Origin of the sequence: Cyanobium sp. Aljojuca 7A6, assembly GCF_024346455.1 — a bacterium.
Taxonomy (GTDB): Bacteria; Cyanobacteriota; Cyanobacteriia; order PCC-6307; family Cyanobiaceae; genus Cyanobium.
In genome coordinates, this window is sequence record NZ_JAGQCY010000013.1 from 46,186 (window position 1) to 64,896 (window position 18,711).

Genomic DNA, 18,711 nt, shown 5'->3' on the forward strand with positions numbered 1-18,711 from the left:
CCCCTACCCCGGCAGCAACCGCTCCCGGATCAGGGCCGCCAACCTGGCGCTGCCACCGGACGGTCCCATGCGTCGCCGGCCGATGCGGCCCAGCCGGGCCCGCTCGTTGTCGTCGTCGAGCAGGGCGATCAGCCGCCGTTGCAGCTCCCTGCTGCCATGGCAGGGCTGCACAGCGCCCCCCAGGAGCCGACTCTGGCGGCGGGCGAAGCCGGCCTTGAACTGCGGTCCTGGCCCCGGCAGTGACAGGGCCGGCACCCCCAGACCCACCAGCTGTTCGGTGGCCGTGCCGGCGGTGGCCAGTCCCAGCTCCGCCAACGGCGCCCAGGCCGCGAACCGGCCTGGGCCCACCAGCAGCTCCAGCGGGCCGCGCCGCCAGAGGGCCGAGGCAGCCGAGCCCTCCGGCGGCGCTCCTGGGATGAAGCCCGCCGCGCCGAGGGGGGCGGCCAGCTCGGCGTCACTGGGGCGGGAGCCGGTGGCCAGCAGCAGGCTGATCGGCTGGGTCGCGCTGGCGGCAGGCAGGGCGTCGAGCAGGCCGCGCAGATTGCCCAGGGCCTCGGGCAGGCGGCTGCCGGGCAGCAGCAGCAGGCGGCGCCGTCCCTGCAGCCAGCCGGGAAGAGCCCCAGGGGCGGGAGCGAATCCATCCATCATTGGATTGCCCGGAGCGACGGCCCGAACCCCGTGGCGCCGCAGCCCCCTGGCGGTGAGGCGATCGCGCACCGCCACCAGATGGCAGCGGTGGTGGCCCATCAGGGCCCACTCCCAGGGATCCCATTCGCTGCCCTTGGCCCGGTGGTAGCCATCGGCCAGGGGGGAGCGGCCCCAGCCGGCTGGAGGCGGCGACGCCCAGGTGTGATCACTCTTCGGGGTGCCCAGGAAGCCGTACGGCCCCCCGCCCGCCCAGGCCAGCAGCAGGGGCAGAAGGTCGCCCACCGCCAGGATCGGCAGACCCTGCCGGCCCCAGCGGCGCACGATCCGCCATTGGCGCCAGCTCAGCAGCGGCAGCCCTGCCGCCAGATCGTTGAGCAGTCCGCGCAGGCTCTGGTTGCTGAAGCCGCCGCTGGGCAGCGGCAGCCGCGGGCCGACCCGTCGCAGCTCTCCGGCTGCTTCTGCACAGGCGTAGGCCTGGCCCAGCCCCACCAGGGGCAGCACCTGCACCTGAAGACCAGGGACCTGATGCCGGAGGGCCTCGATCAGCCGCAGGGCGATCAGGTCCTCCCCATGGCCGTTGCTCAGAACCAGCAGACGGGGGGTGGACATGCCATGGCTGATACGATCCGCTGCGGGGAGTTTGCTCCCCGGCAGGCGGCATGGCCAAGTGGTAAGGCAGAGGATTGCAAATCCTTTATCCCCAGTTCGAATCTGGGTGCCGCCTCTGCAACAACCGACGTTCTCCTGCTCGCCCCGCTGCGCAGGAGTCACGGCCCAACGGCAGGCCATCGGTGGCAGACTGCGATGGACTTGCCAATGAGGACTGAGGTGGGAGTCAATTCCACGGAAGAGCCGGATCCGTTCGTGGCGCTGCTCAGCGAAGACTGCCTGGCGATGATTGAAAAGATCCAGGCCTATCGCGAAAGAATGCAGCTGCCTTCCACCCCCACGGCGATTCTTGAAGATGCCATTATCGAGTACTACACCGCTCTAAAAAGAGTCGGCAACTGGTGATAATTGCGCGGCAGATCTCTCAGCGGATCTCGCAGCACGATGACAGCCTGGTCCGGTTTCATTCCTGCTGAGCTCCAGGCCTGCGCTGCGGCTGGCGTGCTCCTGCTCCAAGGATCAATTCCGCCCGTTTCCTGTGCAGGCTCATCGAGGCTTCGGTGAGCACCACCCATTGCGCCAGGGTGGAGCAATGCTCCTCAAAGGGGGGCAGGTCCAGCCGCAGCGGCCGCCAGGCTCCTGCGTCGATGTTCCGGTTGAGCTCCGCGTGGGGCAGATCGTCGTTGGTGATGATCAGCCAGCGGTAGTGGGCCTTGAAATGGTCGAGATATTCCCGCACCAATTGGTTGGGAAGGTGTTGCAGCACATCCTTCACCAGAATCAGATCGGCGGGCGGCAGGCTGGCCAGGTCCTCGAAGAGCTCGAAGCGAATCGAGTCGCTGGCGTGGAGGTCACGGTTGGCTGCCACCACGGAGTCGACGATGTCAATCCCTGTGTAGGTGATGTCGCCCCAGTGGATCAGCCGGGAGAACTGCCAGTCGCCACAGCCGAAATCGACGACGCTGCGGATGTCATTGAGCCGCAGAAAGCGCTGCAGGGTGGCGATGTACTCGCCATTGAACTCAGGTCTGGAGCCCTGGCCCGAGCCTCCCCCCCATGTGTCGCGTTGATAGATGCGTGTGAAGGCGTCCTTGGTCGACATGCCGGATGGTGGGTGGCGGCACCCTAGCGGCGGCGTCCCTTGGGCCACTCGCGACGGCTCAGGGAAGGACGCCCAGGAGCAGGGAGATCAGGGCGAACCCGACGACGCCCACCAGGGCCAGCAGCGATGTGGACTGGGGCATGACCATCACCCGAACGAACGAATCATAAAGAGAACCTGAAGAAGGTCAGGGTTGTCTGTGGCGTTCGTTGCCGATCGTCATTTCCCCCGCCCACCCGGCTCGCAGGTCCGCTCAGGGAGAGGCTTCCGCCTGCCACCGCTCCCCTTCCGAGCCGACGGCCTCGCAGCGGAAGGCGCGGCCGTCCAGCTGGCAGTGGCCGCTGGCGAGCTGGGCCCTGGTCAGCCCCAGGGCCGCCGTTGCCTCGCCGAAGCCCGTCTGGCCCACGGCACTCACGCGCAGCCGCAGGGGCCAGCGCGGCTCGCAGCGGCTTGCCTGGCATTGCATGCCCCTGGTGCCTTCCGCCAGCACCCCGGCGAAGACCAGCTGGCGATCCAGGAAGGCGCCGCTGCCGGCCGGTTGCACAAACCGGACCGTGAGCAGTCCCTCCATCTGCTGATCCAGGCGCAGAACCCTGCAACTGCTCGTCTGCTGCTGCGAGGCCTGGCGGGACGTGCTGACGATGCGGCAGCGCCGCAGGCCCCCTTCCCAGCGGCCGAAATCCTCGCCCCGCAGCTCCTGGCCCTCCAGGGGCGCCCAGGGGCCGGTGAGGGCCAGCAGCAGCAGGCCTGAGGTCCATCCCCGGCCAAGCCACCGCTTCAATAGCCCGAGTCGGCAACGCAGATCCCCTGGCAGCTGATTCCGTTGCTGGCTGTGCGGCCGCAATGGGAGCAGAGCACCGGCTCGGGGGCGGGCGCGGTCGGCGCGTTGCCGGCGGCCAACGGGATGGGGGCGTTCGCTCCGGCGGTGGGCAGGGGCGGCCGGCCGCCGGGATGGGTGGTCATCACAGGCCCCCTGAGGACGGTTCGGTTCGATCATGGCAACAGCGTGAGAGTGTCGCGATCGACTGGGCCGACCCTGCCACCCCCGTGTCCTCGCCCGTGCCGCCAGGTGCCCCCGGCATCGGGGTGGGCACCTGGGCCTGGGGCAACCAGTTTCTCTGGGGCTACGACCCGGCCCAGGACGCGGAGCTGGCCGCCTGTTTTCGCCGGGCGGTGGACCTGGGGCTGACCCTGTTCGACACGGCCGATTCCTACGGCACCGGTCGCTTCGGAGGCCGCAGCGAGTCGCTGCTGGGCGGCTTCGTCGCCGATCTGCCGCCGGCCCGGCGCCAGCGGCTCACCGTGGCCACCAAGCTGGCCCCCTTCCCCTGGCGCCTGGGCCGCCGTGGATTCGAGGGGGCCTTCGAAGCCTCCCTGCGACGGTTGGGGGGCCATCTTGATCGGGTTCAGCTGCACTGGAGCACGGCCCGCTACGCCCCCTGGCAGGAGGGGCCCCTCCTGGAGGGGCTGGCGGATCTGCTCGAACAGGGCCGGGTGGGCAGCCTGGGGGTGTCCAACCTGGGCCCTCGCCGGTTGCGGCTGGTGCACGAACGGCTGGCCCGGCGGGGGCTGCGGTTGTCCAGCCTGCAGGTGCAGCTGTCCCTGCTGGCGCCCGATGCGCTCGCGGCTGACGGCGTGGCGTCGGTCTGCCGGGAGCTGGGCATTGACCTGCTGGCCTACAGCCCCCTGGCCCTCGGTCTGCTGGGCCGGCCCCCGGGGGAGGACCAGGGACGGCCTGCCGGACCCCGGGGCCTGCTGTTCCGCCGGCTGCAGCCCCGCATCCAGCCCTTGCTGCAGACCATGCAGCGGATCGCCCAGGCCCACGACGCCCCCATGGCCGCCGTGGCGATCAACTGGTGCCGGTCCCACGGGGCCATTCCCCTGGTGGGGTTGCGCCGCGTTGACCAGGCCGAAGCGGCGGCCGCGGCCGCCAGTTGGTGCCTGGACGACGGGGAACGACGGGATCTGGACCGGGTGGCGCAGCGGTGCGAGGGGCGCATGCCCGCCAATCCGTTTCAGAGCGCCTGAGGCCGTCAGGCGCTGAGGGCGTCGCTTGGATCCGGGCTCAGCACCACCGGCAGGGCGGCGGGGCGAGGCTGGGGGGCCTCGGCCCGCTGCAGCAGCCTCACCACCTGGGGGTCGGCCGTTTCGCCGGCGAGGGCGCCGTCTTCGCCGGGGCCGCAGGCACTGAGGGCCTCCTGCAGCAGGGAATCGAAGGTGGAGCCTGGCAGCCGGTGGCGGGCCAGTTCCAGGAAGGCGCGGGAGAGGGATTCGCCCGCAGCCGCCCGCAGGGCCGGGTTGGAGCGGCGCAGTTCCTGCTCCTGGGCGATCGAGTTGAGGAACCGCTGGGTGATGTCCCGTTTGGTGGTGGCCCGGATGCGGGTGTCCTGGTCGGCCTCGCTGAGAAAGGTCTGGGCCTCCAGTTCCTGCAGGCGACGGTTGAGGCTGTCGAGAACGTCCTGGGCTTCCTTATTGATATGGGTGAGCTGGCCGTCGGACAGGCGGGGCAGGTCGGCCACATAGACCTTGCCGTGGTCCCGCAGGGTCAGGAAGGTCGGCCGCTGGCCACCGGTGCCCTCGCGCTGCTGGAGCATGGGGGCGGCGCCGTCGCGCAGGCGGGGGCGCGGCTGCTGGGGGCGCTGGGGCGGCATCGGGCCTGCGGAACTGCGGCGGCGGGTGATGCGTCTGGACGTATCGAACATCGGGCAACGAAATCTTGGGAGCGTCTTGGGAGCGAGAGGGGCCTGGTCATGACGGAAATAACGCCGACGACCCTAGGGACATGGGCGGGTTCAGGACCAGCGTCGCTTCAGTGCGGCAATCCGGCCAGGGGGGGCTCCCCAGGCTCACCTGCCGCGATCCTGCCGAGTTCCCAGGCCTGATGACCCGAGGACCGGCAGATGTCGATGATGCCAGGCAAGGCCGCCTGCGGCACCACCAGGCAGAAACCGACCCCCAGATTGAAGGTGTTCCACAGATCGGCCTCCGGCACCTGGCCCCGCTCCTGCAGCCATCGAAACAGGGACGGACGCTCCCAGCTGTCCGGGTCGACCACGGCATGGACTCCCGGAGGCAGGCAGCGGGGCAGGTTCTCCGGCAAGCCGCCGCCGGTGATGTGGGCCATGGCGTGGAGGGGCAACCCGGAGCGGCGCAGGTCCTTCACCAGCGAGGCATAAAGAAGTGTCGGGGTCAGCAGGGCGTCGATCAGTCCTTGCCCGGTTGCCGGCAACAGGGTGGTGGCGTCGACCGTTTCGGCCTCCAGGATGCGCCGCACCAGGCTGAAGCCATTGCTGTGGATGCCGCTGCTGGCCACGGCGACGATCCGGTCGCCCGCGCTCACCCGTGCGCCGTTGATCCGCTCGTCCTCTTCCACCACCGCCACGCAGAACCCGGCCAGGTCGTAGCGGCCGGCACCGTAGAAGCCGGGCATCTCGGCGGTTTCGCCGCCCAGCAGGGCGCAGCCGCTCTGGCGGCAGCCGTCGGCGATGCCTTCCACCACCTCGGCCATGGCCTCGGGGCCGAGCTTGCCGGTGGCGATGTAATCGAGGAAGAAGAGCGGGTCCGCGCCGCTGGTGATCACGTCGTTGACGCACATGGCCACCAGGTCAATGCCCACGCCGTGGTGGCCGCCATGGGCCTGGGCGAGCTCGAGCTTGGTGCCCACACCGTCGGTGCCGGCCACGAGCAGGGGGCGTTTCATCCCGGCCGGCAGGCGGCAGAGCCCGCCGAAGCCCCCCAGTCCGCCGATCACCTCCGGCCGCCGGGTCGTCTCGACACTGGTTCGGATGCGTTCCACGAAGGCGCGGCCGGCGGCGACGTCCACGCCGGCAGAGCGGTAGTCCATGGGGCAAGGGTCAGCGCTGCACCGATCCTGCACCGGCATGGGGCCGCGGGGGGCGCCTGGAGAGCCCTGGGTATGGACGATTGCCCGATTGGCCCACATTCCCATCGCCTGGACTTATGTCATGGATCAAATCCACTGATGTTTCGCTAGCGCCGGTGGGCCAGTCAGGCCAGTGGACGCCTGGAGGGGTGGCAAAGATGAAGAAAACTGATCGGTCCTGAGGCCTGTCTGCAGCGCATTTGAGCCCTGTGCAGTTCGGATAGTTTTCCGGGGTCGTCATTTTCTCTTAGGAATTCGCCAGGCCATTTCGGCCGCGTTCGACTCAGTCACCGCCGTTTCTGGTCTGGTTGTCGTCAACGCCCGAATGCAGTCATCGGGAACGTCGTTCCTCGATCTCTTGCTCAGCCAGTGTCTTCCGCTTGTCATGCGAGTCACTCAACTCCTGGGCGCCGCCGCCCTCCTCTTCACCAGCACCATCTCTCCGGCCCAGGCCGGCTCCCTTACTGCCCTGCAGGCCCCAGGGAGTTCCGTTGCCATCCGCCCCGCCGGCTTTCCCTCCACTTGGGACCGCTTCGTCGAGGACATCCGCACCGTGCCCACGGCGAGCAATCTGATCGCCTCCGCGGGCAGGGTCACCACCGGTCAAGCCAGCTGGTACGGCCCTGGCTTCTTCGGCAACCGCACCGCCAGCGGTGAAGTCTTCCGCCCCGGCACACTCACCGCTGCCCATCGCACCCTTCCCTTCGGCACCAAGGTGCGCGTCACCAACCTCTGGAACGGACGTTCCACCGTGGTGCGCATCAATGACCGTGGTCCTTTCCACGGCAACCGGGTGATCGACCTGGCCCACGGAGCCGCCCAGGAACTGGGCCTCACCGCCAGCGGCGTTGCCCAGGTGAAGCTCGAAGTGCTGCCCTGAGCCTTCCTGTTGGCTGCGTGCGGCCTGATTCCGTTCAGCCCATCCGCCAATCTGGCGGGTGGGCTTTCTTTCTGTGCCGGTGCAACTGCTTCAGACCCTGGCCGAGCTGAACGACTGGCGCCGCGAGCAGGTCGGCCGGCCGCTCCATTTCGTTCCCACCATGGGCAGCCTGCATCAGGGCCACCGGCAGCTGCTGCAGCGGGCCTGCGCAGCCGTGCCGGCTGGCCGGCCAGCGGTCCTGCTCAGTGTCTTCGTCAATCCGCTCCAGTTCGGACCGGCTGAAGATTTCGACCGTTACCCCAGGGATCTGGCCGCCGATGCCGCCCTGGGGGAGGCAGCCGGTGCCGAGGCCCTGTTGGCCCCGTCGGTGCAGGAGCTGTTCCCTGGCGGTGAGGCCCAGCTCACCGGCGTGGTTCCCCCGGCTGCCCTGCGCCAGTCCCTGTGCGGTCCCGGCCGGCCCGGCCATTTCGAGGGTGTGGCCACCGTGGTCTGCCGGCTGCTGGCCCTGGTGCGGCCGGATCGGCTTCTGCTCGGGGAGAAGGACTGGCAGCAGCTGACGATCCTGCGCCGCGTGGTGGCCGACCTGGCCCTGCCGGTGACGGTGCAGGGCTGCGCCACCGTGCGGGAGGCCGATGGGCTCGCCTGCAGTTCCCGCCATCGCTACCTCAGCGCCAGCGAGCGCGATCGGGCGGCGGCCCTGCCGGCGGCCCTGGGGGCGGCGCGGACGCGCTGGCGCGACGGCACCGACAGCGCGGCGCTGCTTTCCGTTTCGGTGCGCCGCGACCTGGAGGCGGCGGGCCTGACCGTGGAGTACGTGCAGCTCGTGCAGCCCTCTACCCTGAGCCCCATGACCGCCACCGCTGGCGGCCTCGCGCTGCTGGCCGCGGCCGCCCGTTGCGGCAGCACGCGCTTGATCGACCATGTCTTCCTGATGAACCGCCCGCCGATCGTCGCCATCGATGGCCCCGCCGGGGCGGGCAAGAGCACCGTCACCAGGGCCTTCGCCCGCCGCCTCGGCCTCCTCTATCTCGACACCGGCGCCATGTACCGGGCCCTCACCTGGTGGGTGCTGCACCGGGGTGTGGACCCGGCCGATGCCGCCGCCATCGCCCCCCTGCTCGACGACCTCGATCTGCAGCTGGAGAGCGACGCCGCTGGTGAGCAGCGGGTGCGGGTGAATGGCCAGGATGTGAGCGAGCCCATCCGGGGGCCTGAGGTCACCGCTGCGGTGTCCACCGTGGCCGCCCATGCCTGCGTGCGGGCGGCCCTCACCGGGCAGCAGCGGGCCATGGGTCAGCGGGGCGGCCTGGTGGCGGAAGGGCGCGACATCGGCACCGCCGTCTTCCCGGAGGCGGAGTGCAAGGTGTTCCTCACCGCCACGGTGGCGGAGCGGGCCCGCCGCCGGGCAGCGGATCTGGCCCAGCGGGGCTTCACCGTGCCGCCCCTGGCGGAACTGGAAGCCCAGATCGCCGAGCGGGATCGCCTGGATTCCAGCCGGGTCGAGGCACCCCTGCGGCAGGCGGCCGACGCGGTGGAGCTGGTCACCGACGGCCTGGGCATCGACGCCGTGATCGAGCGCCTGGTGGATCTGTTCCGCGAGCGGGTGCCGGAGGATGCCTGGCCGGGCCCTGGGGCCCCCTAGTCGCCCGCCCGTTCAGCCTTCAGGGTCTCAAGCAGGCCCCCGCAGGCGTCCTCCAGCAGATCCAGCACCCGATCAAAGCCCTCCTCCCCGCCGTAGTAGGGATCGGGCACCTCTTCGGTGCCGTAGCGGCGGCAGTAGCGGGTGAGGGGGGTGATCTGGGCGGCGGCCCCAGGCCCGGCCAGGCTCCGCACCGCCTTCAGGTTCTGCCGGTCCATCGTCAGCAAGTGGTCGAAGCGGCCCAGGTCGTCCGCCGTGATCTGGCGGGCCCGGCTGGGCAGGGCGATGCCCCGTCGGGTGGCGGCGCTGCGCATGCGCGCGTCGGCGGGCCGTCCCACGTGCCAGTCGCCGGTGCCGGCGGAATCAACCTCGAAGGCATGCTCCAGGCCCTGCTGGGCCAGCAGATGCAGAAACACCCCCTCGGCGGCCGGTGAGCGGCAGATGTTGCCCAGACAGACGAACAGGACCCTGGTGGGCTTGGGTGTCGCTTCCTGGCTGGAGGTGGCACTCATCGGGATCCCCCATCACCAGCTCGTTCATTCAGACGGCGCAGGGCCAACTCGGCCCGTAGCCGCACCACGGGCGTGTCTTCGAGGCAAGGCTTCGCCAGGCTGCTCAAGGAATCCTGGGCCCGCCTGCGCAGATCGCTCTCCGGGGAGAGTGTGAGGGCCAGCGATTCCAGACCCACCACCACGGCGTAGCGCACCACCCATTCGCCATCGCGGCAGGCGGCCTCGAGCGCCGTCAGGCAACGCCCGTTGAGGCGCTCCCGTTCTTCGCCCTGAAGGCCTTCATGGCTCAGTTGCCCCAGGCCCCTGGCGGCGGCCCGGCGCACACTGGGTCCGACGTCCTTGCCAAGGGCCCCCTCCAGCAGCTCCAGTCCCCGCACATCCCGGATTCCCGCCAACGCGCGCACGGCCCAGGCGCGCGCCCCATAGTTGTGCTCATCCAGGGTGGCCAGCAGGGGTTGCACCGCTGCCGTTCCGATGGCGATCAGGCCCTCCACGGCGGCGACGGAGGCCCCAGGGTTGTTGAAGCCCAGCACCCGGATCAGACAGTCGATCGCCTCCGCATCCCCGGCCCCACCAGTCATGCCGGCCAGGTTCTCGGTGGCCACTAGCAGAGCATCGGAGCTGTCGGCCTGCTCCACCGCTGCGATCAGATCCTGAAACGGACGCATCATCTGGCCTCGGTGCGTGTTCAAAGCAGTTCGTCCATGGCCGCCAGAAGGCTTTCCGTGTCGGGTTCCCCTTGGCCCTTCTCCACCAGCCCTCGCAGGGCGATCAGCTTGAGGCTGTTCTCCGCCAGCGTGCGGCGGATCGGTTCGAGGGCCGGACGCCAGCCCACGGCCCCAAGGTCCATCAGGGCGGCGCGACGCACCTGGAGTTGGGGATGCTCAAGAAGGCTCACCAATCCCTCAGCCCGCCGAGGATCGCCGCTGAGCAGGAAAAGGGCACGCCCGGCCGCACTGCGGATCAGGGGGCGATCATGGTCAAGGAAGGGCTCGATCACCGCCAGTACGGTGGTTTCCGCCACACCGATGTCTCCCAGGGCCTCCAGCATGGCCTCACAGGGCTCCCTCAGGCGGGGGCTGCGAGGATCGAGCGGTGCACCCGCCCCGGCCAGGCCACTGGCCAGACGTTGACAGAGGACGGCGACCGCCCCTTCGGCCCGCAACTCGCCCAGGGCGCGGGCGGCAGCCTCACGCAAGCCGTCGTCCTCGTCCTCCAGGGCGGCGAGCAGATCCGGGATCGCCTGGGGATCCCCCAGCTTCCCGAGGGCCCGGGCGGCATTGCGGGCCACGGCGTTGTGCTCCACTCCGGAGGCCGCTTCGCGGGGCTGCCTTCGGCGCAGGGCCGCCTGAAGCAGGGGCACCGCCTCGGGGTGCCGACTGCGCATGCGCCCCAGCCACCAAGCGGCATAGTACTGATCCGAATGATCGTCGATCTGGCGAAGTCGCTGCAGTGCTTCCGATTCGCTGATCGGTTCGCCGGCCCCGGCACGTGGGGAGGCCGGATCGGTCGTGCCAGTCATGGACTGCAGATGGCCTGGGTACAGACCTCTGATACTGCCATTGCGGTGATTCCGCCCCTGGCCCGTTGGTGTTAGGAGGAACCAGTGGTGTCAATGATCCTTGGTCGTCATGAACTCCGTGCCTGCCCCAGAGCCCCCAGAGGCCTGCTTCGGGGCGATCCCGACGCCTTGTCTCGACGCCTGTGGAGTGGCCCTCGTGTTCCGTCGCATTTTGCGCTCAGGGAGGGTATCGCCGGGCGGATCACCACCGAAGGCCACTGCATCGACACCGATCGTGTGAGGGTGCAGATCACCATCGAGGCGAACGATTACGTACAGACCAACACGGTGCGGATTGATACTCCGTCCGAAGTCGTGGCGCAATATCAAGGCCATTTCCTCGACGGAACGCTTGCCTTTCCGCTCACTGACGAGGGTTATACCCTCTCCGGAGAAAAAGCCACAGCTTTCTCAGGAATCGCCTGGCCCATCAGCGATCATGTCATCGTCTACTGCGGCAGTCGCACCCTGTGAGGGGTCCGTACTCACTACAATGAGATCATTATGCTGCTCTCCGATGACCAGCGGGTGCTCACCACCCAGCTCTACGAAAATGGTATCTACACGCACGTCACGATGATCCAAGAGTGGCGTTAGACCGGTGGCTGAATTGCACGGCGACAACTAGTGTGCCGTCCCAGAGATTTGCGAGCAAAGTCGCTGGAGCTTCTCCAGGATTGAGTCCGCCGTCCCGGTCCAGTTGAACGGGGCCTTGGTCTTGTTGTAGGCCGCCACGAATTGCTCAATCTTGGCGATCAGCTCCTACCGCTGCGCGGAAGCCTCCGGCTAGGACACTCGAGAAGCTTCCCCGTCGGATCGCCCGCTGGGTGATGCTCCCAAACCAGTGCTCCACCTGGTACGGCCTCCGGCCGACTTCGTCTACAGCCAGGAGGCGTAGGTGGGTGTGTAGTGGACGTGGAAGCGGGGCCGCTGCGCCAGCCAGGCGCGGACCCTGGCGTGCTTGTGGGTGCAGTAGTTGTCCACGATCAGGTGGACGTCCAGATCCTCGGGAACGGACCTTTCGATCTGGCGCAGGAACCCCAGGAATTCCTGATGCCGATGGCGCGGTCTGCACCGGGTAAGCACCTCGCCGGTGGCGACGTCCAGGGCAGCGAACAGGGTGGTGGTGCCGTGACGGATGTAGTCGTGGGTAACTCCCTCCACGTAGCCAAGGCCCATGGGCAGTAGCGGCTGAGTCAGGTCTAGGGCCTGGATCTGTGTCTTCTCGTCGACGCAGAGCACCATCGCCTTGTCCGGTGGGTTCAGGTACAGGCCGACGATGTCCCTGACCTTTTCAACGAAGAAGGGGTCGGTCGAGAGCTTGAACATCTTCTGCCGGTGAGGCTGCACCGAGAAGGTCTGCAGCCAGCGGTGAACCGTGGTTTTAGAAATGCCTGTCGCAGCGGCGAGGGTGCGGGCGCTCCAGTGGGTGCTGCCATCGGTGGGTTTGGTCTGCAGAGCCCGGTTGATCACCTCGGCCACTGTGTCGTCCTCGTAGGTTCGAGGCCGGCCGGGACGCAGCTCATCGTGCAACCCCTCCAGGCCCAGCTCCCGATAACGCTTGCGCCACTTGCCGACGGTCATGCCCGTCAGCCCCATTCGCTTGGCGATGGCCGTGTTGGCTTCGCCAGCTCCGCAGGCCAGCACGATCTGAGCGCGCTGCACGATCGAATGAGGTAGCTAGCGAGAGCTGGCGATGCCCTGCAGTTGCTGAACCTCGTCATCGCTGAGGACCAGCGGTGGCATCGGACGGCCAAGCGCCACGGAGCACCTCGGATAACACTCCTGATTCTAGCTGTTATTTCCGGGACCGGACACTAAGTAGGCGTGAGATAATCAACTTCTGACGACCCAGATCCTGGCCTGATCACCATGGCAAGCACAACCAACCCGCGCAACGCAGGAGCTGATCGTCAGTGGGATCTGATGAGAGCCAGCTTTGATGGCGACTGGCAGGGGGTAACGACCTGGTATGGGCGAGACAGCACAGGAATGGATCTGACCCGTGGAAAATCAGATCCAGCTGGATCGATGTATGCGATCCGTTTTACAGATGCCAACACGGGACTTTGGCACGGCACGGGCTTGCGCTTCTCTCCAGGCGGGGAACGCAAGTTTCCGCTTATTCGGCATCGCTATAACTTGAGTAATCACTGTTGGCATTTTCCCCATACGGCAGGTCAGTCAAGTCTGGAGATGGATGGACGTGATGGCCGCGCAGGCCATGAAGTGAACTTCTTCAACTGCCGTTCTAGATCCATGCTCATAACTCTCTATCAGCGGCAAGAGGATCAAACTATGCTCCTGTAATCAATCGCTGCAACCCCCTTTCTCTGCCAGCGAGCGGCCGTGGATCCGGTTCGAGATCAACCAGCTTCCTCGCACGAACTCTTCCAGGTAATCACCGGCTGGCCTGGATTAGAGCAGGAACTGCGACCAGGACAATGGCCCGCTTGCACCCCTGCCGGCCGAAAAATCGCTGGTTTCGATATCAGATCCTTCCAAAAGTATGAGGTGGAGGGGCTATTTGGCGACAATCTCTTGTGTAGCTTGCCAAAAAGATTGCCCGATGGGCCCTTCGATCTTAATTTTGGTTGCCTCTTAAGCTCCAGTGAATTTATACATCTTATGATGGAATACAATGAAAGTCATCAGCTGGTTCGTTGGGTCGAAAGTCGCTATCAACCAACCATCGATGGATGAGTAAAAGTGAAGCCTGTTTGCTTAAGCTTTTCATTGCTCACTCTGGCGTTGAGTACACGATCAGTCGTGTCAACCGAGAGCCATTTTGCCAGTGGCAGGCCAGCTTGCTCACACAGACGATCGGTGAGCTCTTGACCGGTGAACTGGGTGTCGTTCACCAGATTGTAAGTGTCATTGAGGTTGCGCTCGAAAGCGAATGACACTCCTCGGACAATATCATCAAGATGAATCCAGCAAGGCACATTCTGCCCATTGCGCTGCACGAGGCTGCCTGCCGCTGAGAGGAGCATGCCAGGAATATCGCGGCCAGGTCCGTAGATGCCGCCAAGACGAAGAATGCAGACCTTGACTTTGTCTGAGCGTACGGATTGAACCATCTCTTCGGCTCTCGCAAGCACCTCATTGACGGGGTGAAGAATGTCTAGCTGGGAACCCTCGTCGGTTAATGCCCCACGTCGATTACCATAGACTCCACAACTACTCAGATGGACCAACTGAAGTGGTCTTTTGTTTGGGCGTCGATCCAGCACATCAAGTAGTACTTGAATTCCGCCAAAAAACGTTTCCCGGTATTGACTCACATCTACCTGAGAACTCTTTGACGGTGCAAACGACACCAAGATGCCATCAAGGTCTTCAGTAAAGGAGAGGCTGGTGCGGGAATCTGTGGAATCAAAAATCACTGGATTATCAACAAGATCAGCCAATTCAGCTAGGCGTTCACGGCGGGTTGTCGTTCCCCAGAGTTCATGTCCCTCCTGCCTCCAGGCCTTGGCAACCGCTTCACCCACGTAGCCACAGCCAAGAATGGCGCGCTGTTCACCGGAAGGCAGGATCGGGCGTTGCTCCTTGGCTAGCAACTGGTAAAGCGATGCCAGATCGGGAGAGGACGTCATGCGATCGTTACATTTCGTAAAGGCTAGCCGGTGTGTCAACGGGGTGTGAGGCAAGGGATGTGTCGACCCTCCCCTTGCCGAGAGATGTTCCAGCTCCGCCTCGCGTGAGAGGGTGGTTTCAGGCGCTCCATCGCAATGCCCACTTACCAGATCACAGCGGAGGGACTGGAGGACTTGCAGGTGAACTGTCCAGGTTGCAGCGGCGACGCCCTCGTTCTGGCCCTGAGGAACCGGGAAATGCAGAGCTATCAGACGCTCCGGCGCAGCGATGACGGTCGCCAATGGTGGTTTCAGGTGACCTTGAAGCTCGGAGGGGCTGGAGTCAGTGAAGACAGTGCCGTCATCAGGGTGGTCAGCGTCTGTCGAATCGACGACTGATGTTGCGATTGACACCACGGGCCAGTCTCACCACCGCTGCGAACGGAAATCTCCGCTGGTACCCAGCAACCAGCCGATCAGCGAGTGGGAGAACGCCTTCTCCACCAGCGCCATGACGGAGGCGGCGATCGTCCTGCTGGTGGACCACAGCACCATCGTTCAAATAAGTGGCGAGAGCTACCGCCGCAAGCGGGCAGGGCGAACAGGCCGCTCCGCTGCGGGCTGATTCCGTGCATTCACGCCGTTGCCTTTGGCTGTGGCCTCCTCCAAGGTTGTGTTCAGCAGGCGGCAGCGCGGAAGCAGACCTTTTGCATGCAGTTGTTCACGACAGGCCTCGACCATCGATCCGCTGGGCTCGACCACGCTGAGTCGTGCCTGAGGCAGACGACACCTCAGGAGGATCAGCTCCCCCCCTGGGCCCGGCCCCACCACAAGCGCCTGGGCGGCCTAAGGAGACTTGCTGACGGCACAGCTCGGGCCAGCTTCGTGCGGTGTGCCGTGGCCAGGCACGGCGTGGCCGATGCTGCGAGCGCAGGTACGGCCGAAATCCCCCTCGAAGTCGAGTCTGTCTGCGGGATTTATGCTTCCACGGGCTCAGGGTGCAGCCCCTGCGGCTTGGTGCGCCCGGTCCGGTTGCTGACTTCCCGGCTTCGGCGCTGATCGTTGTGAACCACCGGCAGCCGCTCGGCCTCGTAAGTCTGAGGAGCTTCAGTGCGGCGGCCTCCGCCGACAGCTTGGCCAGGACCTCCCGCGGAATCGGTTCCTGCAGAAGCCGGCGCTGCTTCTGCAGGCCTTCGGGGAGGTCCCCCTTCTTGAAGAAAGCCCCAGTGGGTTCGCGCGATGCCCTTGTCATCGGAGCGAGGTGGAAGAAGTTGGTGTAGATGTCGCGGCTGCGGGCATTGTCGAGGACCACCCTCTCTCGACAAAAGTGGTCGTCGGCCACCGCTACCACCCCGCGCCACCCCCCTTCCACCCTGTCGCAGCTCCTGCTGCGGTCCTGGCCTGCCAGGGGCATTCAGAGATCGAAAAGGACCCCGTGGATGTAGGACTCCGTCCACTCCGCGCCGTGGAAGCGGGTGAGCATGCCCCGGGCCGGATCCTTCTCGGCCCTGTAGGCCACATAGCGACGCTGGCCGGCCAGCAGTTCCTGGTGGCGAGCTTCCGTCACTGGGGTGGCTTCCGCCACCAGCTGAAGGTAGAGATCGAGATAGGCCACGAAGGCCGGAAACACGGCCGAGTGAATCAGCTGGTCTCCCTCTTCCCCGAGGGGAAGACGGGTCCACAGGAATCCAGGGGAGAAGTAGGGCTCCGCTTCGGGAGGAATCGGCCCACCCTCGGGGAGCCGATGCTGCCATTCCTCCCAGATTGGCAGCAGCCGTTGCCACACTTCAGAGGTATGTCGCTCGTCGGTCTTGAGGGCGGGCTGCAGATCCAGGGCGATCAGGTGTCCTGAGGGCAGCGTGACAAGGTCGGCCCCGAAAAAGGGGAGATCGAAGCAGCTGGAGGGATTGATCACGAAATTCAGCACCGAGGCCGCCGAGCCTGCCTCCACGCAGGCGGCCCGCGCTTGACGCAGTTTGTCTGTGCTGCAGGCCCAGGTCGCCGTCACTACGGGAACGGGCTGGGCCTTGGAGCCTGTGGCCCCTTCGCGCCGTAGGTAGGAAGCGTCGATCGGGTAGGCCCTGGGCTGCAGCGGCTGAAGCGCCTCCACGGCATGGTCCAGGAAGGGAGCCCAGCGCCACCCGTCGATCGCGACCGGATGGAGGCTGGAGGTCTGAGGCAGGGTTGGAGGGGTCAAGGGGAAACCTCGTTGGGAACAACAGGCGCCTGGCAGCTCCCGGGGAACAGGTACTCGTGCAGGAAGCGATCCGACCAGGCCTTGCCGAAGTGGCTGGTGAACAGGCCATGGGCTGGGTCCCTCTCGGCGCTGTAGGTGTCGTAAGCCGCCTGCAGCCTGGCCACCTCCTCAGGCCCAAGGTCGGCGGCGTCAGGTGCAGCCTCATGCAGCGCCCAGTAGAGAGCCAGGAACGCTGAGAAGGCAGCGGGTAAGGATCCCTGGGCCTGGTCCGCGCCCCCCCGGCAGAACAGCAGCCAGGGGGAGAAGTACTGGTGCGGGTCATAGGCGCGCATGGTCTCCGCGCCGCTGAGGTCCGGAAACCGGTCGTGCAGTTGGTGCAGGCCTTCCAGGTGGCGGTTCAGATAGTCCGGGGTCTGAAGGAGAGGCTGGAAATCGAGCACGGCCACCAGTTTCTGGCGTGCTCCGAACCAGAGCAGATCAATCCCCAGCAGCGGCTGATCACGGCTGTAATCGGGATAGGCCACAGAATTGAGCACCTGCAGGCTCTCTCCGGCATCAAGGCGGGTCACCCGCCAGCGGCGGATGCCGGGCAACTGCCAGAGCCAGCTTCGGATTTCGCTGGTGCCCTTGGCGGAGCGGCATTCCGCCAGACCCTCAGGGATTTCCAGGGGTTGGGCACCCCTGGCCTGAATCCCGGCTTGAAGTTCATCGAGGAATGGATCGAACATGATGCGCCTTATCGCTCCAGAGCCAAGGGCTGGGAGCCGAGAGGGAAACGGCGCAGGGCCTCCCCTTGCATCGACTCCAGCTCTTTGCCGCTGAGGCATCGCAGCTCTGTGCAGTAGGTCGTCATGCTGACGCCTTCGAGGAACTGCACGCTGCTGACGCGGATCCGCACGCCCTCCGTGACGAACCAGCAGCGCTCCACGCCAATGTTCGTGTCGTAACGGGTGGTGATGGTGAGCAGGCCGTCGTCGGCGAAGGCGTAGGTGCTGATGACCGGCTGCTTTTCGACGTAGCCCTTGTCGCGCAGCAGAAATCCCTGGCGTGGGTTCTGCCCATCGACCACATCGACCAGCACGGCGGCCTGGTCATCACTGCGGTTCCCCTCCTTGAGGTTGCTCTCCCACCAGAAGCGTGCTCCGCCACAGGCCTGGGCAGGAGCCACCCCCAGGCCTTCGCAGACGCGATCCACCACCGCATCCGTGGCGCCGAACGGCTCAATGGTGAGGTTGGAGTCGCCGGCTTCATCGTCCTGGTGATCGAGATGGTGAACAGCGCGATGGGTGAGCCAGGTGCCGGCGCTTTTGGCCAGGAACTCCGCCATCGTCAACGGTGGTGCGCTCGGCATCGCGTCAGGCTGTGATGGCTTCGGTGCTGCCGGTGCGCTGGCGGCGGGTGAGGAAGCCGAACAGGACCTTGCCGATCGCGGCAACCAGGTTTCCTTCCAGCTCCTGGAACATCTTCATGTTGCAGTGGAAGGCCTCGTTGGCCTCCGCCACGATGCGATCGGCGGTGGCCTGATCGATGGGCAGGGAATCGAGGGTGGCGCGATAGCTGGTCTTGAACGCCTTCTCGTCAGCGATGGCATCGAATTCGTAGAAGCGCAGGCCATCGTGCGCGCCCAGGTTCATCGCCTTCTGGGCGATGTTCTTGAGAATGATGCCGCCGGAGAGATCGCCGATGTAGCGGGTGTAGTGGTGGCCCACCAGCAGCTCGGGAGCCTCCTTCGCCACCTGATGCAGGCGGGCGACGTAGGCCTGGGCACCAGGCGTGGCGCGAATCTGCTGGCGCCAGTCACCACCGAAATAGAAGCTGAGATCCTGCTCGATCGCTTCTTTGCGGTTGAGCTCGGGGGAAGCGATCGGACCGACAACCGGATGGTTGGCCAGCTTGCCGATCTCCTCCTCCATGGCGCTGTAGACGAACCAGAGGTCGGCCACCAGGGTGCGATAGCTGGCCTTGTCGACCACTCCCTTGAGGAAGCAGCTCACGAAGCCGGTGTTCTCGGCCATGGTGTGGGCTTTCTTCGTTCCCTCACGCAGTTGGGAAGCAAGGGCGACGGCCATGAAGGGAGCGAAGCGAGAACTCTCCCGAACATA

The 18,711-nt window shown here is 66.1% G+C and carries 21 protein-coding genes, 1 tRNA gene and 1 pseudogene; 8 read left to right on the plus strand and 15 right to left on the minus strand.

Going from position 1 to position 18,711, the window contains the following annotated elements:
• Nucleotides 1–3: 3 nt before the first annotated feature.
• A complete protein-coding gene (locus KBY95_RS11950) occupies nucleotides 4–1,257 on the minus strand; it encodes a lipid-A-disaccharide synthase-related protein (RefSeq protein ID WP_254965234.1) in 1,254 nt (417 codons plus the stop codon).
• A gap of 44 nt (nucleotides 1,258–1,301) precedes the next feature.
• Between KBY95_RS11950 and KBY95_RS11955 the strand changes: the two genes are divergently transcribed.
• A tRNA-Cys gene (locus KBY95_RS11955) sits at nucleotides 1,302–1,372 on the plus strand.
• Between the two features lie 104 nt (nucleotides 1,373–1,476).
• Nucleotides 1,477–1,662 (plus strand): hypothetical protein, encoded by a 186-nt coding sequence (locus KBY95_RS11960; RefSeq protein WP_254965235.1) that lies wholly within the window; start codon nucleotides 1,477–1,479, stop codon nucleotides 1,660–1,662.
• A 58-nt stretch (nucleotides 1,663–1,720) separates the two neighbouring features.
• Here KBY95_RS11960 and KBY95_RS11965 read toward each other — a convergent pair whose 3' ends face one another.
• The 3 genes from KBY95_RS11965 to KBY95_RS11975 all read right to left on the minus strand — a co-directional run bounded on the left by KBY95_RS11965 (nucleotide 1,721) and on the right by KBY95_RS11975 (nucleotide 3,322).
• Nucleotides 1,721–2,359: a trans-aconitate 2-methyltransferase gene (locus KBY95_RS11965; RefSeq protein ID WP_254965236.1), complete on the minus strand. Its 639-nt coding sequence runs from the start codon at nucleotides 2,357–2,359 to the stop codon at nucleotides 1,721–1,723.
• Between the two features lie 253 nt (nucleotides 2,360–2,612).
• On the minus strand, nucleotides 2,613–3,140 hold the full coding sequence (locus KBY95_RS11970; protein ID WP_254965237.1) for a hypothetical protein: 528 nt from the start codon (nucleotides 3,138–3,140) through the stop codon (nucleotides 2,613–2,615).
• Nucleotides 3,137–3,322, minus strand: a complete 186-nt coding sequence (locus KBY95_RS11975; RefSeq protein WP_254965238.1) for a hypothetical protein — start codon at nucleotides 3,320–3,322, stop codon at nucleotides 3,137–3,139. The genes KBY95_RS11970 and KBY95_RS11975 overlap by 4 nt, the downstream gene beginning before the upstream one ends.
• 84 nt (nucleotides 3,323–3,406) lie before the next feature.
• Between KBY95_RS11975 and KBY95_RS11980 the strand changes: the two genes are divergently transcribed.
• On the plus strand, nucleotides 3,407–4,387 hold the full coding sequence (locus tag KBY95_RS11980; RefSeq protein ID WP_254965239.1) for an aldo/keto reductase: 981 nt from the start codon (nucleotides 3,407–3,409) through the stop codon (nucleotides 4,385–4,387).
• Nucleotides 4,388–4,392: 5 nt separating this feature from the next.
• Here the strand turns inward: KBY95_RS11980 and KBY95_RS11985 are convergent, their stop codons facing one another.
• Together KBY95_RS11985 and purM are read right to left on the minus strand one after the other, a co-directional pair.
• Nucleotides 4,393–5,061 carry a hypothetical protein gene (locus tag KBY95_RS11985; RefSeq protein ID WP_254965240.1) on the minus strand — a complete coding sequence of 223 codons (669 nt, stop codon included), beginning with the start codon at nucleotides 5,059–5,061 and terminating at the stop codon, nucleotides 4,393–4,395.
• Between the two features lie 107 nt (nucleotides 5,062–5,168).
• Nucleotides 5,169–6,203 (minus strand): phosphoribosylformylglycinamidine cyclo-ligase, encoded by a 1,035-nt coding sequence (gene purM / locus KBY95_RS11990; RefSeq protein WP_254965241.1) that lies wholly within the window; start codon nucleotides 6,201–6,203, stop codon nucleotides 5,169–5,171.
• A 424-nt stretch (nucleotides 6,204–6,627) separates the two neighbouring features.
• Between purM and KBY95_RS11995 the strand changes: the two genes are divergently transcribed.
• Together KBY95_RS11995 and KBY95_RS12000 are read left to right on the plus strand one after the other, a co-directional pair.
• The gene (locus KBY95_RS11995) at nucleotides 6,628–7,122 is read left to right on the plus strand and encodes a septal ring lytic transglycosylase RlpA family protein (protein ID WP_254965242.1); all 495 of its coding nucleotides are present in this window, start codon (nucleotides 6,628–6,630) and stop codon (nucleotides 7,120–7,122) included.
• Between the two features lie 58 nt (nucleotides 7,123–7,180).
• Nucleotides 7,181–8,764 carry a bifunctional pantoate--beta-alanine ligase/(d)CMP kinase gene (locus tag KBY95_RS12000; RefSeq protein ID WP_396095015.1) on the plus strand — a complete coding sequence of 528 codons (1,584 nt, stop codon included), beginning with the start codon at nucleotides 7,181–7,183 and terminating at the stop codon, nucleotides 8,762–8,764.
• Here the strand turns inward: KBY95_RS12000 and KBY95_RS12005 are convergent.
• From KBY95_RS12005 to KBY95_RS12015, 3 genes are read right to left on the minus strand one after another with little or no spacing between them, the layout of a single operon-like run.
• On the minus strand, nucleotides 8,761–9,273 hold the full coding sequence (locus KBY95_RS12005) for a low molecular weight protein-tyrosine-phosphatase (protein WP_254965243.1): 513 nt from the start codon (nucleotides 9,271–9,273) through the stop codon (nucleotides 8,761–8,763). The genes KBY95_RS12000 and KBY95_RS12005 overlap by 4 nt on opposite strands.
• A complete protein-coding gene (locus tag KBY95_RS12010) occupies nucleotides 9,270–9,944 on the minus strand; it encodes a HEAT repeat domain-containing protein (RefSeq protein ID WP_254965244.1) in 675 nt (224 codons plus the stop codon). Before KBY95_RS12010 ends, KBY95_RS12005 begins: the two co-directional genes overlap by 4 nt.
• Nucleotides 9,945–9,961: 17 nt before the next feature.
• Nucleotides 9,962–10,795: a HEAT repeat domain-containing protein gene (locus KBY95_RS12015; RefSeq protein ID WP_254965245.1), complete on the minus strand. Its 834-nt coding sequence runs from the start codon at nucleotides 10,793–10,795 to the stop codon at nucleotides 9,962–9,964.
• 168 nt (nucleotides 10,796–10,963) lie between these two features.
• Between KBY95_RS12015 and KBY95_RS12020 the strand changes: the two genes are divergently transcribed.
• Nucleotides 10,964–11,308, plus strand: coding sequence for a hypothetical protein (locus KBY95_RS12020; protein ID WP_254965246.1), 345 nt, complete (start codon nucleotides 10,964–10,966; stop codon nucleotides 11,306–11,308).
• Nucleotides 11,309–11,458: 150 nt separating this feature from the next.
• On the opposite strand, the pseudogene KBY95_RS12025 reads toward KBY95_RS12020, so the two are convergent.
• Nucleotides 11,459–12,598, minus strand: a pseudogene (locus tag KBY95_RS12025) (IS630 family transposase).
• 108 nt (nucleotides 12,599–12,706) lie between these two features.
• Between KBY95_RS12025 and KBY95_RS12030 the strand changes: the two are divergent.
• Complete coding sequence (locus KBY95_RS12030; protein ID WP_254965247.1) at nucleotides 12,707–13,144, plus strand: hypothetical protein; 438 nt, start codon at nucleotides 12,707–12,709, stop codon at nucleotides 13,142–13,144.
• A 371-nt stretch (nucleotides 13,145–13,515) separates the two neighbouring features.
• Here KBY95_RS12030 and KBY95_RS12035 read toward each other — a convergent pair whose 3' ends face one another.
• On the minus strand, nucleotides 13,516–14,433 hold the full coding sequence (locus KBY95_RS12035) for an NAD-dependent epimerase/dehydratase family protein (RefSeq protein WP_254965248.1): 918 nt from the start codon (nucleotides 14,431–14,433) through the stop codon (nucleotides 13,516–13,518).
• A 334-nt stretch (nucleotides 14,434–14,767) separates the two neighbouring features.
• On the opposite strand from KBY95_RS12035, the gene KBY95_RS16510 reads away from it, so the two are divergent.
• Complete coding sequence (locus KBY95_RS16510; protein ID WP_396095019.1) at nucleotides 14,768–15,037, plus strand: ATP-binding protein; 270 nt, start codon at nucleotides 14,768–14,770, stop codon at nucleotides 15,035–15,037.
• 789 nt (nucleotides 15,038–15,826) lie between these two features.
• Here KBY95_RS16510 and KBY95_RS12045 read toward each other — a convergent pair.
• The 4 genes from KBY95_RS12045 to KBY95_RS12060 are packed head-to-tail and all read right to left on the minus strand — an operon-like array spanning nucleotide 15,827 to nucleotide 18,678.
• Nucleotides 15,827–16,609, minus strand: coding sequence for a phycoerythrobilin:ferredoxin oxidoreductase (locus KBY95_RS12045; RefSeq protein ID WP_254965250.1), 783 nt, complete (start codon nucleotides 16,607–16,609; stop codon nucleotides 15,827–15,829).
• Nucleotides 16,606–17,337, minus strand: coding sequence for a 15,16-dihydrobiliverdin:ferredoxin oxidoreductase (locus tag KBY95_RS12050; protein WP_254965251.1), 732 nt, complete (start codon nucleotides 17,335–17,337; stop codon nucleotides 16,606–16,608). Before KBY95_RS12050 ends, KBY95_RS12045 begins: the two co-directional genes overlap by 4 nt.
• An 8-nt stretch (nucleotides 17,338–17,345) precedes the next feature.
• Nucleotides 17,346–17,960: a phycobiliprotein lyase gene (locus KBY95_RS12055; RefSeq protein ID WP_254965252.1), complete on the minus strand. Its 615-nt coding sequence runs from the start codon at nucleotides 17,958–17,960 to the stop codon at nucleotides 17,346–17,348.
• A 4-nt stretch (nucleotides 17,961–17,964) separates the two neighbouring features.
• Entirely contained in the window at nucleotides 17,965–18,678 is a 714-nt protein-coding gene (locus KBY95_RS12060; protein WP_254965253.1) for a heme oxygenase (biliverdin-producing), read from the minus strand.
• Nucleotides 18,679–18,711: the final 33 nt, after the last annotated feature.